The sequence below is a fragment of the Capnocytophaga sp. G1920 genome (assembly GCF_051417515.1).
The window spans coordinates 14,501-31,965 of record NZ_JBPRKH010000007.1; the positions used below are offsets into that span (position 1 = coordinate 14,501).

21 protein-coding genes are annotated in these 17,465 nt (G+C 38.7%); 16 read left to right on the top strand and 5 right to left on the bottom strand.

Annotated elements, in window-relative coordinates:
* Window positions 1–12: 12 nt before the first annotated feature.
* The 9 genes from ACSQ7D_RS05580 (at window position 13) to ACSQ7D_RS05620 (ending at window position 8,449) form a co-directional block, all read left to right on the top strand.
* Complete coding sequence (locus tag ACSQ7D_RS05580; protein WP_437135181.1) at window positions 13–708, top strand: class I SAM-dependent methyltransferase; 696 nt, start codon at window positions 13–15, stop codon at window positions 706–708.
* Window positions 709–781: 73 nt separating this feature from the next.
* Window positions 782–1,273: a YfbM family protein gene (locus ACSQ7D_RS05585; protein WP_009422092.1), complete on the top strand. Its 492-nt coding sequence runs from the start codon at window positions 782–784 to the stop codon at window positions 1,271–1,273.
* Window positions 1,274–1,295: 22 nt separating this feature from the next.
* Window positions 1,296–1,517 (top strand): hypothetical protein, encoded by a 222-nt coding sequence (locus tag ACSQ7D_RS05590; protein ID WP_009750482.1) that lies wholly within the window; start codon window positions 1,296–1,298, stop codon window positions 1,515–1,517.
* A 2-nt stretch (window positions 1,518–1,519) separates the two neighbouring features.
* Window positions 1,520–1,813 carry a Txe/YoeB family addiction module toxin gene (locus tag ACSQ7D_RS05595; protein ID WP_002671928.1) on the top strand — a complete coding sequence of 98 codons (294 nt, stop codon included), beginning with the start codon at window positions 1,520–1,522 and terminating at the stop codon, window positions 1,811–1,813.
* 30 nt (window positions 1,814–1,843) lie between these two features.
* Entirely contained in the window at window positions 1,844–3,463 is a 1,620-nt protein-coding gene (locus ACSQ7D_RS05600; RefSeq protein ID WP_437135182.1) for an ABC-F family ATP-binding cassette domain-containing protein, read from the top strand.
* Window positions 3,464–3,581: 118 nt separating this feature from the next.
* Entirely contained in the window at window positions 3,582–5,072 is a 1,491-nt protein-coding gene (locus ACSQ7D_RS05605) for a restriction endonuclease subunit R (protein WP_437135183.1), read from the top strand.
* Window positions 5,073–5,151: 79 nt separating this feature from the next.
* Window positions 5,152–5,598 carry a GyrI-like domain-containing protein gene (locus ACSQ7D_RS05610; protein WP_437135184.1) on the top strand — a complete coding sequence of 149 codons (447 nt, stop codon included), beginning with the start codon at window positions 5,152–5,154 and terminating at the stop codon, window positions 5,596–5,598.
* 43 nt (window positions 5,599–5,641) lie between these two features.
* The gene (locus ACSQ7D_RS05615; protein ID WP_437135185.1) at window positions 5,642–6,991 is read left to right on the top strand and encodes a tetratricopeptide repeat protein; all 1,350 of its coding nucleotides are present in this window, start codon (window positions 5,642–5,644) and stop codon (window positions 6,989–6,991) included.
* A gap of 3 nt (window positions 6,992–6,994) precedes the next feature.
* Entirely contained in the window at window positions 6,995–8,449 is a 1,455-nt protein-coding gene (locus tag ACSQ7D_RS05620) for a lipopolysaccharide biosynthesis protein (protein WP_437135186.1), read from the top strand.
* Here the strand turns inward: ACSQ7D_RS05620 and ACSQ7D_RS05625 are convergent.
* A complete protein-coding gene (locus tag ACSQ7D_RS05625; protein WP_437135650.1) occupies window positions 8,446–8,646 on the bottom strand; it encodes a hypothetical protein in 201 nt (66 codons plus the stop codon). The two genes, ACSQ7D_RS05620 and ACSQ7D_RS05625, sit on opposite strands and share 4 nt — an antisense overlap.
* Before the next feature lie 147 nt (window positions 8,647–8,793).
* Between ACSQ7D_RS05625 and ACSQ7D_RS05630 the strand changes: the two genes are divergently transcribed.
* The 6 genes from ACSQ7D_RS05630 to ACSQ7D_RS05655 all read left to right on the top strand — a co-directional run bounded on the left by ACSQ7D_RS05630 (window position 8,794) and on the right by ACSQ7D_RS05655 (window position 14,422).
* A complete protein-coding gene (locus tag ACSQ7D_RS05630) occupies window positions 8,794–10,269 on the top strand; it encodes an SLC13 family permease (protein ID WP_437135188.1) in 1,476 nt (491 codons plus the stop codon).
* Between the two features lies 1 nt (window position 10,270).
* On the top strand, window positions 10,271–10,948 hold the full coding sequence (locus tag ACSQ7D_RS05635; RefSeq protein WP_437135189.1) for an SDR family NAD(P)-dependent oxidoreductase: 678 nt from the start codon (window positions 10,271–10,273) through the stop codon (window positions 10,946–10,948).
* Between the two features lie 33 nt (window positions 10,949–10,981).
* Window positions 10,982–11,269: a YciI family protein gene (locus tag ACSQ7D_RS05640; protein WP_015782942.1), complete on the top strand. Its 288-nt coding sequence runs from the start codon at window positions 10,982–10,984 to the stop codon at window positions 11,267–11,269.
* A gap of 120 nt (window positions 11,270–11,389) precedes the next feature.
* Window positions 11,390–11,914 (top strand): class I SAM-dependent methyltransferase, encoded by a 525-nt coding sequence (locus ACSQ7D_RS05645; RefSeq protein ID WP_255493648.1) that lies wholly within the window; start codon window positions 11,390–11,392, stop codon window positions 11,912–11,914.
* Between the two features lie 236 nt (window positions 11,915–12,150).
* Window positions 12,151–13,239 carry a magnesium/cobalt transporter CorA gene (corA, locus tag ACSQ7D_RS05650; protein ID WP_437135190.1) on the top strand — a complete coding sequence of 363 codons (1,089 nt, stop codon included), beginning with the start codon at window positions 12,151–12,153 and terminating at the stop codon, window positions 13,237–13,239.
* Window positions 13,240–13,270: 31 nt separating this feature from the next.
* Window positions 13,271–14,422 carry a class I SAM-dependent methyltransferase gene (locus tag ACSQ7D_RS05655; protein ID WP_437135298.1) on the top strand — a complete coding sequence of 384 codons (1,152 nt, stop codon included), beginning with the start codon at window positions 13,271–13,273 and terminating at the stop codon, window positions 14,420–14,422.
* On the opposite strand, the gene ACSQ7D_RS05660 is transcribed toward ACSQ7D_RS05655, so the two are convergent.
* Both ACSQ7D_RS05660 and ACSQ7D_RS05665 read right to left on the bottom strand, forming a co-directional pair.
* Window positions 14,370–14,891: a DUF4421 family protein gene (locus ACSQ7D_RS05660; protein ID WP_437135191.1), complete on the bottom strand. Its 522-nt coding sequence runs from the start codon at window positions 14,889–14,891 to the stop codon at window positions 14,370–14,372. The genes ACSQ7D_RS05655 and ACSQ7D_RS05660 overlap by 53 nt on opposite strands.
* A complete protein-coding gene (locus tag ACSQ7D_RS05665; protein ID WP_437135192.1) occupies window positions 14,857–15,336 on the bottom strand; it encodes a DUF4421 family protein in 480 nt (159 codons plus the stop codon). Before ACSQ7D_RS05665 ends, ACSQ7D_RS05660 begins: the two co-directional genes overlap by 35 nt.
* Window positions 15,337–15,382: 46 nt before the next feature.
* On the opposite strand from ACSQ7D_RS05665, the gene rsmG reads away from it, so the two are divergent.
* Window positions 15,383–16,000 (top strand): 16S rRNA (guanine(527)-N(7))-methyltransferase RsmG, encoded by a 618-nt coding sequence (gene rsmG / locus ACSQ7D_RS05670; RefSeq protein ID WP_264860524.1) that lies wholly within the window; start codon window positions 15,383–15,385, stop codon window positions 15,998–16,000.
* 56 nt (window positions 16,001–16,056) lie between these two features.
* On the opposite strand, the gene ACSQ7D_RS05675 is transcribed toward rsmG, so the two are convergent.
* On the bottom strand, window positions 16,057–16,581 hold the full coding sequence (locus tag ACSQ7D_RS05675) for a membrane protein (protein WP_009421613.1): 525 nt from the start codon (window positions 16,579–16,581) through the stop codon (window positions 16,057–16,059).
* A 59-nt stretch (window positions 16,582–16,640) separates the two neighbouring features.
* Window positions 16,641–17,429, bottom strand: a complete 789-nt coding sequence (truA, locus tag ACSQ7D_RS05680; RefSeq protein WP_437135193.1) for a tRNA pseudouridine(38-40) synthase TruA — start codon at window positions 17,427–17,429, stop codon at window positions 16,641–16,643.
* Window positions 17,430–17,465: the final 36 nt, after the last annotated feature.

The window sequence follows — 17,465 nt, forward strand, 5'->3', positions numbered from 1 at the left end:
TCATTAAAAAATATGTCACAATTCTACAATAGTATCGCTGAGAAATACGATGCTATCTTTCCGCTATCGCCTGCACATAAAGTCTTTTTCGATGCCGAAGTGTACGGCAAGACAGTTCTTGATGTAGGGGCAGGTACGGGCAACCTTACCGCCTATCTGCGCGCACAGGGCTATGATGTTACGGCTATCGACCTCAGTAAAGCACTTATTGCTCAGGCTACTGCCAAGGGTGTTGAAGTGCAAGAGCTTAATATGCTTGCTATCGATACTTTACCTATGTTCGATACCATTATCAACATTGGGAACACGCTCCCACATTTGGATAATAAAGACGAAGTGCAGACTTTTCTTAAAAAAGCTTATAACCAACTCACGCAAGGAGGCAAACTCATCTTGCAAATGGTAAACTTTGAGAAGTATTTTGCCCAGAAAGAAGGTAATTTTCTCGGTAACCTGCCTCTAATAGAGAACGAAAAAGTAAAGTTTGAGCGTTCTTATCACTTAAATAGCAATAACAAGGTAATATTTAGGACAGTTTTGGACAAAACTATTGCCAATGAAGAGCTTTTACAGCCTATTCTTTCCCAAGAACTCACCCAATGGCTCTCTCAAATAGGTTTTAAAGACCTTAAACTATACGGCAACTTCAAAAAAGAACCTTTCAATCCTAAAACTTCAATGGCGGTTATTGTAACAGCTCAGAAATAACTTCTCTATACAATTGCTATTATTTTCATATCTCACAAATATTCCGTACTTTTGCACTTTAAAACAATACATTATGGCACGATTAGGAATGCTTTACGCTATTACTGATGAAGCGTTAGAACAATTAAAAGCGCAAGATATAGACGAGATGTACGACTATATGCTTGAAGAAATAGAAGAAGAACTATTTAATACTTCTGAAGGCTTTGAGATTAACAAAGCGTGGGAAGGAGTTCAGTTTTGTCTTGGGAAAGGCACGTGGAATGAAGAAAACAAAGTACCATACAATGTTGTTTTCGGTGGGGAACTGATTTTAGACCACAATGACTATGTTATTTCGCTCAAAAAGCCCGAAGTTATCAAAGATATTGTAGCTTATCTGGAAACCAATAACCTACAAGAAACTATTAAAAACAATTTTGATAAAATCCCCGAAGAGGAATATACCCTCCCAAAAGATGAGGATAATCTTACATTTCTTTTAGACTGGAGCGAAGGACTTTTAGAGTTCTATAAAAACGCTTTAGACAAAGAGCTCAATGTTATCTTTACCGTAGATATTTAATAAAACGTTAAAACATTATTTTATGGAAACAATAACTTTTCAAACAAATGTAAAAGCAATAGATTTTCCTATTATAGAGGAAATATTGAAAAAGTTTAAAGCCACAGACATTAGAATCATCAAAGAAGAAAAAAAAGATGATACAGAAATGGCGGAGAAAGAGTTCTTTGCAAAAATAGACCGCTCTATGAAAAGCAAAAGAACTAAAGTTACTATAGAAGAACTTAGAGCTAAATATTTGTAATAATGGAAGAATTAGAAACGTATTCTTTGGAAGAAACAGAGGTTTTTTCTGAAGATATGGCAAAGCATATAAGTTCAGGACAGAAAAAAATTGTTGAGAGAATACTTAACCTTATCGAAGAAATAAAGCAACACCCGACAACAGGAACGGGCAAGGTGGAGCGTCTCAAAGGTAAGGGAGAACGCCTTGTATATTCTCGGCGTATCAATGACAAGCATAGGCTTGTTTATGAAATCTTTGAAGAAAAAAAGTTAGTGGTCTTAGCGACTGCTTATGGTCATTACAAAAACAAATAGTCATTTATCATTAAACATTAATCATTAACAATGTTATCAGTATCCAATTTATCCGTACAATTCGGCAAGCGCGTCCTCTTCGATGAGGTAAACGTAACCTTTACACAAGGCAACTGCTACGGCATCATCGGTGCCAATGGAGCAGGCAAATCTACCTTCCTAAAAATCCTTTCTGGCAAGCAAGAACCTACTTCGGGACGTGTGATCCTCGAACCGGGCAAGCGTATGTCGGTGCTCGAACAAGACCACTACGCTTATGACGACTATACTGTGCTCGACACGGTGATTATGGGCAACAAAGTCCTCTCCAAAGTCAAAAAAGAGATGGACGACCTCTATGCCGACTATTCCGATGAGCACGCCGAACGCATTGGTGAGCTACAAATACAGTTTGATGAAATGAACGGATGGAATGCCGAGAGTGATGCCGCTGCACTGCTTTCCAATTTAGGCATTACCGAAGATATGCACTACACTATGATGTCCGAAATGGACGGCAAGCTCAAGGTGCGGGTACTTTTGGCACAAGCCCTCTTTGGCAACCCCGATGTACTCATAATGGACGAGCCTACGAACGACCTCGACTTCGAGACTATCAGCTGGCTGGAGAACTTTTTGGCAAACTATGACAATACGGTGATTGTCGTTTCTCACGACCGCCACTTCCTTGATGCCGTTTGTACCCATATCTCGGATATTGACTTCGGAAAAATCAACCATTTTTCGGGTAACTATACTTTCTGGTACGAAAGTAGTCAGTTGGCAGCCCGTCAGCGTGCCCAGCAGAACAAAAAAGCAGAAGAGAAAGCCAAAGAGTTGCAAGAATTTATCGCGCGCTTTAGTGCCAACGTGGCAAAATCAAAGCAGGCAACCTCTCGTAAGAAGATGTTGGAGAAACTCAATATCGAGGAAATCAAACCGTCCTCTCGTCGTTACCCTGCCATCATTTTCGAACGCGACCGCGAGGCTGGCGACCAAATCCTACACGTGGAAAACCTCGCTGCTTCTATCGACGGACAGGTATTGTTCCAAAATGTAGACATCAACCTTGCCAAAGACGACAAAGTAGCCGTGATTTCTAAGGATTCACGTGCTACCACTGCCTTTTATGAGATTCTCAACGGCAACCTCAAGCCCGATGCGGGTACCTTTGCGTGGGGAATTACCACCTCGCAGTCTTACCTGCCGGTGGATAGCTCCGATTTCTTCACTCAAGACCTTTCTTTGGTGGATTGGTTGCGCCAATGGGCGAAAACAGAGGAAGAGCGCGAGGAAGTATACGTGCGCGGGTTCTTGGGCAAGATGCTTTTCAGTGGCGAGGAAGCTCTCAAAAACTGCAAAGTGCTCTCAGGAGGCGAGAAAGTGCGCTGTATGCTCAGCCGTATGATGATGTTGCGCGCCAATGTGCTTATGCTCAACGAACCTACTAACCACTTGGATTTGGAGAGCATCACCGCCTTCAACAACTCGCTGAAAAACTTCAAAGACACCGTGCTTTTCACCACCCACGACCACGAATTTTCGCAAACCGTCGCCAATCGTATCATCGAGCTTACCCCTAGTGGCATTATCGACCGCTATATGACCTTTGATGAGTATATGGACGACAAGAATATTCAGGAATTGAGGGAAAAAATGTATAAACAATGATTAATTGTTAATGATTAATGGTTAATCACAGCACTTTGGCAAAGGTTATTGTACAAAAAGGTGATAAAAATGAGCTTTGCCAGAGTGTTTTGAGGTAAAAACCAAAAAATAAAACCATATGGAACTAAATCAATTCATTTGGAACAACTATAAAGAGAGCAAAGAAGGGCAAGAAGTGATTAAGCTTTTTGAGGAAGGATTTCTAGATGATATTCTTTTAAAATTTGTAGAGGAAAAAAATAAAGATTTGGAGTGCTGTATTGATATTATAGATACCTTTGTTAGTTTTTCTGTTTTTCCTCCAAATGTAAAAATTAAAGATTTATATTTATATTTTTTAGACAATGGATTAGAAGGATTTGATGAAGAAGAAGAGGAAGCTTTTCTCATATTTCCCCCAGAAAGTTATGATTTTATTATTTCTTACATAGAACCTTTATCATTAAGTCTTTTCAACTATAAAGATGAGGATGAAGATTTTTATATCCCCTACTTCTTTCAATTAAATTTTGCTAAACTACAGAAAATAGCAGATACCTTTAATGTAGAATTGCCAAAAGTTCCTCTAAGAAAAGACAAAAGAGAAAGAGCTTTATACTACTTAGAATTTTGTAAACTTTGGAATGAATTTAGAAAACAAAATAATCTTACCATATTTGAACTATGTGCTTTTCTTTATGATTTTGCTCCTAAATTTATCGGGAAAGAGAAAGAAGAGGTTTTACCTGAACCTACTAATATTTGGATAACAGGAGGTGGAGTAAAAAATGGAGATTACAAATTTCTAAGTGAAGCAAAAGCTGATACTACTGCCTTTTGGTCAGGGAATGAAGATGCAGTAAAAGGTGATATTATCCTTATGTATTGTCTTTCGCCCAAAAGTAGTATAGAATTTGTTTGTAGAGCAGTCACCGATGGTATTCGTGACCCTTTTTTCTGGTATTATGGAGAAACACATATAGGACATATCCAACATATTAAACCTATTACTCTTACTGAGATAAAAACAGATGAACACTTGAAAGAACTTCCAATTGTTCGTAAGAACTTTCAAGGAGTGAATGGTACAAGACTTCATAATGAAGATTATACACGTATTTTAGAAATACTAGAACAAAAAGGAGAGGATATTTCTCAGTTACCTAAACTCTCATCTGCCAATTTTGCTCCTAATAAAGATTGCAAAAACGAACGAGAAGTAGAACTCAAAATAGTAGAACCTTTTTTGAACGACCTCAATTATTCAGAAAAAGATTGGGTTCGACAGCTTCCTGTAAGAATGGGACGAGGAGAGCGCAATTTTCCTGATTATGTGTTCTTTGCTGAAACCAAAAAAGGTTATGAGAGAGGCAAAATGATATTAGAAACAAAGTTTTATATCAAATCTAATGCAGAGCTAGAAGAAACTTTTCAGCAAGCACAATCGTATGCTCTTAGATTAAATGCCAATAGAATAGTTATATGTGATAAAGATTTCATTTGGATTTATATGAGGAAAAACAATAACTTTGACCGAACTAAGTATTTAAAATACAATTGGCAAGAAATGAATAACCCTGAAATTTTTAATACCGTTAAAAAGGAAATAGGTAAAGATTTTATAAGATAAATTCTAAAAATCCAAAATGTCTATAATTATAGAAAAAACTAAACGAGGGAAAACGACAAAGAATTAATCATATAAGAAAATGAAAATCATAGGAATCAGTGTGCGCACAACGAATCAGAACGGACAGGCGATGCAAGACATCGGAAACCTTTGGCAACGCTTTTTTAGCGAGCAACTTTTGGCAAAAATACCCAATAAGATAAGCGATGCCATTTACGGCATCTACACTGATTACCAAAAGGACTATACCGAGCCTTACACTTGTATAATAGGGGTGGAAGTTACCACGCTCAGCACGATTCCCGACGGCTTAGAGGGCAGGGAATTCCCTGAACAAACCTTTCAAAAGTTTGTAGCCAAAGGCGCAATGCCTCAGGCAGTAGGGGCGATGTGGCAACATATCTGGGACAACGACGCCACACTCAATCGCACTTATATATATGACTATGAGTGCTACTCCGAGAAGTCTCAGCAAGGAGATGCTTCCGAAGTAGATATTTTTATAGGCGTAAAAGAGAAAAAATAGCGAACTTAAAAATAGAGGATTGCCAAAAAACCTCTTAACTAAAATGATGTTACCAGAAGAAGAAAACTACGCGGTTACCAAATTCGAATTGATGCTCAAAGAGAATAACATTCTCTTTTTCGACGTTGATGAATTTGAAGAAATCGTAGAATATTACTTAGAATACGGACGCATTAGCAAAGCGAAACGTGCCTTGGAAATCGGTTTGTCTCAGCACCCCGATGCTTCATCACTTAAATTGCTAAATGCAGAACAATTGGTGTTTGAAGACCGCTTAGAAGAGGCTTCGGAACTCCTCAATGAACTGTTGCTCATAGAACCTATGAATGCTGAAGTGCACGTGCAACAGGCTAATTTGTACTCTAAAATGAACAAACATCATCGCGCTATTGAGTTGCTACAATACGCCATCACACTTACCGATGACGTTTCGAATATCTATGCCCTAATGGCAATGGAATACCTCTATACGGAGGATTATACCAATGCCAAAAAGTATTTTACCAAATGTTTGAAAGAAGACCCTCAGGATTATACCGCACTCCAACAGTTGGTGTTCTGCTATGAGGTGTTGGGGGAAGTGCAAGAGGCAACCGACTTTCTAAACACTTACTTAGACCAAAATCCTTATTGTGAAGTTGCTTGGTATTACCTCGGTAAGCTGTATCTATCCATTACCGACCATAAAAATGCCTTGCGTTGTTTTGATTTTGCTATCATCAGCGACGATACTTTCACGGGGGCTTATTTCGAGAAAGCTCGTGTGCTCGAAATGATGGAAGATTACGAAAAAGCTATCGAAAACTATAAGATTACTCTTACGTTAGACGACCCTTCGGCTTTAGCTTATCTGCACATTGGGCGTTGTTATGAGAAAATGCGTAATGATGCCAAGGCAGAAGAGTATTATTTCAGGGCTATACACGAAGATCCTCAATTAGACAAAGCGTGGATTACCTTAGCTGACTTCCATTACTTGCGTCATAATCACGCTAAGGCTCTAAAATACATTAAAAAGGTACTTACTTTTGAATCTAATGAGCCTTATTATTGGCGCCGTTATGCCGAGCTGAATTATTATCACTTTCAGAACCTAAAAGAAGCAGAATACGGCTATCGGAAAGCGGTACAAAACGGCGATTATTCCTATACTACCCTCATCGAATGGATTGACCTACTATTGCTCTCTCAAAAATACCGAGAAGCCTTATCTATCATTGCCGATATAGTGCAAATCTACCCACACGAGCTAGAGAATTACTATCGTATTGCTTTGGCTTATTACGGATTAGACGATTTAGAGGAAGCTACTCATTATTACCACTTAGGCTTACAACACGCACCCGAGTGGCAGTCGTTTTTTGAACACAAATTCAACTTTAAAATACAATAGTTTATGGGAATAGTGCTCCGTCAATCGTTTAAGAATGTGGTGGCTACCTATTTAGGGTTTGCCATAGGGGCACTGAACACCCTTTTCTTGTTTACTTACTTCCTCTCCAAAGCTCAGTACGGATTAGTGAGTTATGTTACTTCCACTGCCACCATTCTGTCCCCTCTTATCGCCTTTGGGGTGAACAATACCTTGGTGCGTTATTATACCGCTTATCGAGATAAGAAAGAGCAAGCGCAATTCAACCTAATGCTTTGCTTTTTGCCTTTGCTCATCATTGTTCCTGCCACCTTTGTCGGAGTAATTGGGTACGAACAGATTGCGCAATGGCTTTCGGCTAAAAACGAAGAAGTACGCGATTACGTTTTTCTCATCTTCCTCACTTCCATAGCGATGGCTTACTTTGAAATTGCTTATGCGTGGACGCGTGTACAGCTAAAAACTGTCTTTGGCAATTTCCTTAAAGAGGTATTCCATAGGGTAGGGGTGATGCTCCTGCTATTAGCCATTTATTTCCAGCTCATCGACTTTCACCAACTGATATGGGGTGTATTTTGGGTGTATGCCTTGCGTATGCTCTTGATGTTCGTTTTCGCTTTCTATGTACGCCGACCGCAATTTGCTTGGGGATTGCCTAAGAACAAGAAAGAAGTCTTTTTGTACAGCCTTTTTGTGATTTTATCGGGATCAGTAGCTTCCGTATTGATGGATATTGATAAGTTTATGCTGAACCAATACTTGCCCATTGGCGAAATAGCGGTTTACAATGTAGCCATTTTTACAGCTACGGTGATTGCTATTCCGTATAGGAGTATGTACCAGATTGTGAGTCCACTGACGGCACAATTTATGAATCAAAGCAAGCCAAAAGAGCTATCCGACCTGTATAAGCGCAGCACTGTGAACACTTATTTTGTGAGTATGGTGATTTGTGTGCTTATCATCGTGAATGCCCAGCAGTGTTACGTTCTTCTGCCCGATAAGGATTACAGCACAGGACTCACGGTGCTTGTCATAATATCAGTAGTAAAGCTATCGGACGCCTTAGTAGGCTTCAATAATGCGGTATTGCTCAATTCACCTTACTATCGTACCGTACTGTTTTTGGGTGTTTTTTTGGTCATAGGCACTGTTTTAATGAATATGTGGCTCATACCGCTTTACGGCATCAATGGGGCGGGATTAGCAACCCTAATCGCTTTTAGTTCATATAACCTACTCAAGTCGGTTTTTGTGTATCGCAAATACAACTTACAGCCTTTTTATAAAGAAACGTTACAGACCACCCTCTTTGGTATCGTAGCCATAGGAGGTTTCTTCTTTTGGGACTTTCCGTTTCACCCTCTTGTAAATATCAGCTTAAAATCATTACTCGTAGGGGGAGTCAGTCTATTTTTTCTTCTTAAATTGGGAATTTCGGACGAGTTAATAAAGCTTATTCGCCGATTTAGTAATTAGTAAATTAGTCTTTGTATTCGCTTCTCATATAGAGTAGAGCCACTGTAGAGCCACTGTAGAGCCACTGTAGAGCCACTGTAGAGCCACTGTAGAGCCACTGTAGACCCACTGTAGACCCACTGTAGACCCACTGTAGAGCCACTGTAGACCCACTGTAGACCCACTGTAGACCCACTGTAGGTTCGTTCTTCTTTCATTTATTGTTCGGTGAAACTCTATGCTAAGTATGTTTGTATAATTGTTATGAAATTTCCATTGTTTTTCTTTGATGAATTATTCTTTTTTTGTACTTTTGCCATTCGTTTGTTAAATAGCAAATAACTTTTTAAACTTACCAAAATATTATGTCTAAAGAATTAGAAAATGTAATGACCAATCACTTTGAAAAAAAACACCTTATCGCTTTGATATGTATAGTGATTGTAACCGCTGTAGTGTGGAATTTACCTACTCAAATGTTTCATATTAGCGGACTAACGGTCGTACATCAGCGAATTATCGCTATTTTTGTGTTTGCCACTCTTATGTGGATTAGTGAGGCTATCTCTTCGTGGGCTACTTCGCTGGGTATCATCACTCTAATGTGTTTAACGGTTTCTAACCACAGTCTGTTCTTCTTTAAAGGAGAAGAGAACGAGATTTTCGGAAAACTACTCAGCAGTAAAGAGATTATGGCTACCTTTGCCAACCCTGTAATTATACTCTTTTTAGGTGGTTTTTTCTTGGCTATTGCCGCCACCAAATCGGGGTTAGACGTCTTGCTTGCCAAGAATTTGATACGTCCGTTTGGGAATAAAAGCGAGAATGTGTTATTGGGTTTCCTGCTCATTACGGGTATTTTCTCAATGTTTGTGAGCAATACTGCTACGGCAGCTATGATGCTCACTTTCCTTACACCTGTTTTTGCAGCATTGCCTGCAAGTGGCAAAGGACGTACCGCACTCACGATGAGTATCCCGATTGCTGCTAACTTGGGCGGTATGGCTACCCCTATCGGTACACCTCCTAACGCTATTGCTCTGCAAGCTCTCAACGACCCCAAAGGACTGAATATGGGCGTTGATTTCGGCGAATGGATGTCGTTTATGTTCCCATTGGTACTTTTGTTACTCTTCATCTCGTGGCGACTTATATTAAAATTCTTCCCTTTTACTCAAAAAACAATTAACTTACATATTTTAGGAAAAGTACACCAAGGTTGGCGTATGTGGGTAGTAAGTGGCACTTTTATCGTTACCATTCTTTTATGGCTACTCCCCAGTGAACTAACAGGCATTGATGCCAATACCGTTGCCTTAGTGCCTATGGGTATTTTTGCAGCAACAGGCGTGATTACCGCCAAAGACCTACAGTCCATCAATTGGAGTGTTATCTGGATGGTAGCAGGAGGTTTCGCTTTAGGTTTAGGTATCAATGAATCGGGCTTAGCCGAACTTGCTATTGATACCATTCCATTTGGGTCGTGGTCGCCTATAATAGTATTGATTGCCTCAGGACTTATTTGTTATCTTCTCAGCAACTTTATTTCCAATACTGCTGCGGCAGCTTTGTTAATTCCTATTTTGGTAACTATTTGTCAAGGAATGGGAGAAAACCTAAGCGCAATAGGGGGTACCTCTACAGTGCTTATTGGAATAGCTCTAGCAGCATCATCAGCGATGTGCTTACCTATTTCTACGCCTCCGAATGCCATTGCGTACTCTACAGGCTTAGTAAAACAGAACGATATGCTAAAAATGGGGCTTATCGTAGGGCTTATCAGTATGGTGATAGGATACCTTGTTTTGTATGTTGTAGGAGAAACACATCTCTTAGGATAATATGAAAAACATCATCATAACAGGAACCAGCAGAGGTATAGGCTTTGCGCTGGTACAACAGTTGGCTGCGGAAGGGCATAACATTTTAGCCCTTTCGCGGCATACTGCTACTATAGAGGCACTGCAATTGCCTAATGTGCATTGTTTCCCTTTTGATATTACAAAAACAGAAGACATACAAACGGTAGTCACTTATTTGCAACAATGGCAGTGCGTGGATATACTCATTCATAACGCAGGAAAACTCATCAATAAACCCTTTGAACAACTTACTGAAACTGACTTTTTAGAAGTGTATAAGGTGAATGTGTTCGGAGTGGCGCAACTCACTCAGAAAGTATTGCCTTTTATGAGGAATGGCTCGCACGTGGTAAGTATTAGCAGTATGGGAGGTGTGCAAGGGAGTTTGAAGTTTAGCGGTTTGGCAGCGTATAGCTCCTCTAAAGGTGCTCTTATTACCTTATCGGAGCTCTTAGCCGAAGAATACAAAGAGCGCGGTATCGTTTTCAATACTTTAGCCTTAGGTGCGGTACAGACCGAAATGCTCACTGAAGCCTTCCCTGATTATAAAGCTAATATCACCCCACAGCAAATGGCACGCTACATTGCCGATTTTGCCCTTAATGGTAGTAAGGTATTCAATGGAAAAGTATTACAAGTAGCCAATACAACTCCATAAAACAATTAAAAACTAACGACTAATAACTAAAATATGTACATCATTATTTTAACGTATCAAAAAGACCTTTCAGAGGTTGAAAAACATTTAGAAGCACATCGCGCTTATTTAGATAAGCATTATGCTTCAGGACATTTTGTCGCTTCAGGAGCACAAGTACCCCGTGTAGGTGGTATAATTTTGTGCAAGGCAGGTAGTAGGGGAGAGGTAGAAACTATCATTGCCCAAGACCCTTTTTATCAGCACAAAATAGCAACCTACCAGGTCATTGAGTTTACTCCTACCAAATTCTCTGAGGAGTTCGGTAAGGTAGTCTCTTAAAACCACAATTAACAAGTGAAAATTATTTTTCTAACAGCCCTTACTTTTTCAATCTTAATACTCCTGCTTTATTACCTAATTCAGCAGTCTAAAAAGCCTTCGGGTTTTGTAGGTGTAATAATGATGAAACTTTTTAATCGTGTTTATATACCAATGGTACAATGGGCATTAGGACTTTATAAACCGTCAGAAGCTCCACGAAAAATATTAGATATAGGAGTAGGAAATGGCAAATCAACTGTCCTGCTCACTGAATATTTTCCTCATAGTGAAGTTTGGGGAATTGAAATATCCAAAATCGCTATTAAGGAAGCAAAGAAGCTTCATACAAAGGCTATCTTTCAGTTAGAGGACATTCGGCATACCTCATTTGGTGATAAAACTTTTGATTTGATAACTGCTTTTCAAACACACTTCCATTGGCAAGACCTCAAAGAGGCTTTTTTGGAAGTCAAACGTATACTTTCAGACAAAGGCATTTTTCTCATTGCTTGTGAATATGCAAAGATTAGTTATTACCTTCCTAAGCTAAAAAGAACAGAAGATTTTAGTCAATTTTTAAACTCAGTAGGACTATCCTTAGTACAAGAAGAAAGAATACAAGGTTGGGTGTTTTACAAGCTAATAACTACTGAATATAAGTAACTTACAATAAAAATGTAAACCTTTTATTTAATACATATTCTATAAAGTATCTATTTACTATGTATATAAATGTGAAAATAATCTAATAATCAGTATATTAACCACCAATTTAAATAAAAGTAACAAGCATTTATTACGCTTACTAATGCTTTCGTTTTTGTTATAATACTTATACTTTAACTTTAAAATGTTTTAATAAAATATTAATAAACAATATTTTAATATAATAATTATATATGAGTAAAAATATAGTCTCTACTACCAAGAGGAAACGCAAGGCAAATCGCTCCAAAAAGGTAGGTTTGCCTGCCGGTAGTCTGGTGTATTTCGGTAATAAAGAGAAGCCTCTCAATATAGAAGTCTTTGCCTATAACGAGCATTCTTGTGAGGTAAAGAAAGTCTCTTCGGCTGAGGAAGCCCTTAAATTTATAATCGATAGCCGTATCACGTGGGTGAATGTAAACGGCTTAAACAATATTGAGGAAGTAAAAAAGTTAGGTGCTTATACTCATTTAGATAACCTATTTTTGGAAGACGTACTCGATACCGAACACCGTCCGAAAGTAGAAATCCTCGATGAACATATTCTTGTGATCATTAAAATGCTGTACTACGGCAAAGATAAGCAACTCATTTCAGAGCACTTAGCATTATTATTGGGTAAAAACTACCTCATCACTTTTCAAGAAAGTGAAGACGAAGACGTGTTTGACCCCGTACGCAAACGTTTGCAAAACGCCGATAGCAGTCTGCGCAAACGCCCCGCTGACTATTTGCTATTCGGACTCTTAGATGCTATTGTAGACAACTATTTTGTGATTTTGGATAAAGTAAGCGATAAGATTGAAACCATTGAAGATGATATTATTATTCACCCTCGTGAAGATATGATTTCCGAAATCCAGTTGTTGAGAAAGAGTGCTATCTTTTTGCAAAAATCGATTACGCCCTCGCGTGAGGTAGTAAACAAGATAGAGAAAACCCCTCATCATCTTATCGACACCGATACCAAGCATTATTTCCGTGACCTCCACGACCACACGGTGCAAATTGTGGAAACACTCAGCACTTACCGCGATATCCTTTGGGGACTTACGGATACTTATATGGGGGCAATGAGTAACAAGATGAACAACATTATGCGCTTGCTCACCCTTATTTCTACTATTTTTATTCCGCTTACTTTTATTGTGGGGGTATACGGTATGAATTTCAAGTATATGCCTGAATTAGAAGTATGGTGGGCATATCCGTTAGTATGGTTGGTGATGATAGGTATTTCAGTAGCAATGATTTTCTACTTCAAACGCAAAAAATGGCTTTGATTTTTGTAAAAATACACTATCTTTGCGCGCTATGAATTTGTTAGACGAGAATGTACAACGCTTTATCAGGGAATACGAGGGGGCAACTACAACATTGCTCCTCAAAAAAACTGTGTTCAATGGCATTTCTAACAAAGAATTAGTACAACAGATTGAAGGCAGACGTACAGCAACTAAAAAACTCCCTTTTTTGCTTACTGCGGAAGGTATATTGTTCCCTCCAACACTTAATTTAGAGCAAACCTCCTCCGAGGCAACCGCTCAGTATAAGGCACAAGGCTTACACGGAGAATGTTTTTTAGACCTGACTTGTGGGTTTGGTATTGATGCATTTTTTCTTTCAGAGAAGTTTAAAGAAGTTACATTGGTAGAACAAAATAAGGAACTTCTCAGCAAAGTAGAACATAATTGGCAGGTATTAGGGCGCAAGGCTACATTTATAAATGGAAGCGCAGAAGCTTTTTTGAAAGCAACAACAGCACATTACAACCTTATTTATCTCGATCCTGCTCGTAGAGACGCACTCAAACAGAAGAAGTTTCTCTTAGAAGACCTCTCACCTAATATCTTAGAGTTACAGTCTGTACTACTGCAAAAAGCAGATAAAGTGCTTACCAAACTATCACCTATGATAGACATTAGTTATCTGTTGCATACGCTACCCAAGGTAACACATATTCATTTGGTAGCTTTGCGCAATGAAGTAAAGGAGGTTTTGGTTGTACAAGAACCTAAAAAAGAAACACAAGTACAAATACATTGTGTGAATTTGGAGACTGAAGAGCCTATTTTGCAATTTACAGAAGAAGTGTTGCATAGTTCTCAAGCGGTATATAGTGTGCCTAAACAATACTTGTATATTCCTAATAATGCTTTGTTGAAATCAGGAGCTTTTAATTATATAACGCAGTATTTTGAGGTAGAGAAGTTGGACGTAAATACTCATCTATACACTTCCAAGCAGCTAAAAAAGCCCTTTGCCGGACGTGTTTTGCAGGTAACTCCTATCAATCCTAAAGAGTTGAAGAAAGGTAGTAAATATTGTATTCTCTCTAAAAACTATCCGTTATCGGTAGCTGAAATTAAAAAGAAATACCATATCGTGGAAGGTGGTAATGAATATCTTATCTTTACCCGTTCCGTTGAGGGGTTGGTCGTACTTTTAGGGAAGGCAATCGAGTGAGAAAGTTTTTCTTTTTGAGATAAAAATGCTTAGTAAACGATAGTTGTACACTGGGAGTAATCAAGCGAATAGGTTTGCTATCCGCAGGATAAACTGACTTGTTATTAAAGATTCCCGATAAGGCTACTGTCCAATCATCTTTCAGATATACAAACGAAAAGCGTGTCACAGAAGTAGGATAAACCTTAATATTCAGCTGTTGCAGTATGTCCATTTGGTTACCAAAATTCAATCCACCGATAAATGCCCCTGTAAGTAACCAGTGTTTGCCAGCTACCCACGAATAGCCATAGCCCACGTGAAAACCTATTTGGAAATTCTCAAAAGCCTCGCTACTCACATTCTCTGTTTTAGCATCAGGCTCTATGCGATGCCAATAGAAACCACTGCCAAAAAGCAAACTCCCCGCCGATTTCACTTGGCGTTCGCTTTGCTCAAAGGCAGCTTCGCGCCGAGAACTTGTCTGCACGCCATACGTAAGTGCTTTCTACACCTATTTGCTGGGTAGAAAGGGTAGGGAAGAGGGTATAGTTCCCTTTACCTCTATCGATATAAAATCCTGTATAGTCTTGATAATAAGCATCTATAAGTATGCGTTTACCGTATTTATGTGCTTGTATATCAATACTACGAGTTTTTAGATTTGTTTCATTTTTTAGTCGGAATAAGTTCTGTGCATAAAGTACGTTAAGCCCTAATATCTTGCGCAAACCTATTCCAACTCCTAAACTAAATGGATAGTTGGGTGAATAAACCTCTTTCCCTTGCGTAAGTATGAGCATTTTGGTAGGAGTATATGCTCTGAGCCATATTTCTTGCAGATAAGGTTGAATGTAGGTAGTATCGCGCTCTTGTGCAAAGAACGAAAGGCAACCTCCCCACAAAAAAATCAATAATAAGGCTCGTAAATTCATTATAATATATAAAAACGGGTGCAAAAGTAATACATTTTTAGCAACTATGAAAATCATACTCAAATACTTTCCCTCACTTAGTGAGTTGCAACAACAACAATTTGCAGAGCTCAAACCGCTGTACGAAAAGTGGAATGCTCAAATAAACGTCATCTCGCGCAAAGATATAGACGATTTCTACGAACGACACGTGTTGCATAGCTTGGCAATAGCTAAGCGCATTCAGTTCGTTGATGGCACGGTACTATTAGATGTCGGTACTGGTGGAGGCTTTCCTGGCATACCTTTGGCTATAATGTTTCCTAACTGTCAGTTTACATTGGTCGATTCTATCGGAAAGAAAATAAAAGTAGTACAAGAAGTAGTAAAAGTTTTAAGGCTCACCAATGTAACGGCTATGCAGATAAGAGCCGAAGAACTAAAAGATACTTACGACTTTGTGGTAAGTCGTGCCGTTACTCAAATGAAGGACTTTGTGCCTTGGGTAAAAGGAAAGTTCAAGAAGACTTCTAAAAACGACCTCCCTAATGGTATTCTTTACTTAAAAGGCGGTGACCTTACTGAGGAGTTAGCACCTTTCCCTAAGGCAGAACTCACTGATATCAGTAGTTATTACGATGAACCTTTCTTCGAGACTAAGAAAATAGTGTATTTAAAGGGATAAAATATTAGAACCAAATCATAAAAAAGGCTGTCTAAAACGACAGCCTTTTTTATGATTTAAATTTTCTTGAGTTGTTGTTGCATCATCTTTATTTGGTCGCTCATCAAGTTTTGTTTATCTAGCTTTTTAGCCTCAGTGAGGAGTTCCTGTGCTTCGCGTTTTTTCCGCTTTTGCATCATAATACCTGCCAAACTCAATTTTGCCATCGCTACGTCATAACTCATCGTAAGTCCCAATTGTAGAGCTTTACGAAAGTATTTTTCTGCTTGAGTAAGGTTCTTTTGCGAGTAGATAATACCGTACATATAGTTGTAATAGCCTTGTTGTTTACGGAGTAAAGCTGTCTGAGGGTCTGCTATTTTGCCGAGCCATTTTTCCATTCCTGCAAAGTCTTGCTTGCGCAAACGTAAGAATGTGAGAAGTATAAATTCGTTGCGAAAATAGAGTAAAATAGGAATAAGAGAAAGCAAAATAAGCGCTATGCCATTACCTATATTCCCCTGTGTGAACTGATATACCGCCCACGCTATGATAAGCACAGCTATAACTATTTTTAAATATTTGTTCTGTAAATATTTCATTTCTGTTTTTGTTTTAAAAGTTTGCAAAGGTAGTAATTCTTCCTGAATAATGCTAATATTTAATCCTTTTTTTCAACAAAGAGACTTTCGGGGTATTCTATATGAGTGAGATATAACCCACAAGCGGGAACCGATGCTCCTGCTTTACTGCGTTTCTTACTGATGATAATATCTTCAAAATCTGTAAGCGAAAGTTTCTGTAAGCCTACATCTATAAGTGTTCCTACAATCGCCCGTACCATATTGCGCAAGAAACGGTCGGCGGTAATAGTAAAAATGAGTTGGTTCTCCACCTTATCCCAATGCGCTTCGTATATTTTGCAATTATATGTCTTTACATCGGTATGTGTTTTAGAGAAACACTGAAAATCAGTATAATAAAAAAGTATTTGAGCCGCTTCATTCATAAGCGCTAGATTTAACGGAAGAGTAAATGCCATCGCATAATCGTAAGCAAAAGCATCTTTCTGAGTGCTAATATAGTACTGATAAGTGCGTTTCAAAGCGTCAAAACGGGCGTGGGCATTAGGCTGTACTTCATATATATGATGAACAGCTATATCTTTTGGAAGAAAAGCATTTAACTTGTGAACTAGAGTAGCGGGCAACGCTTCTGTCACATCAAAGTGAGCATACATCTGCAAAGCGTGCACACCACTATCAGTGCGACCTGCTCCCACAACTTCTATAGGCGTTCGCAAAAGAGTAGAAAGAGCCTTCTGTAAAACTTCTTGCACTGAAATAGCTTTGGGCTGGGATTGCCAACCGTAATAGTTTTTACCAAAGAAAGAAAGTTCTATAAAATAACGCATTTTTATCTTTATAAAAAGTAAAAGGTAACAGAGCATAACTCTGTTACCTTTTAACGAACATCTTATACTAAA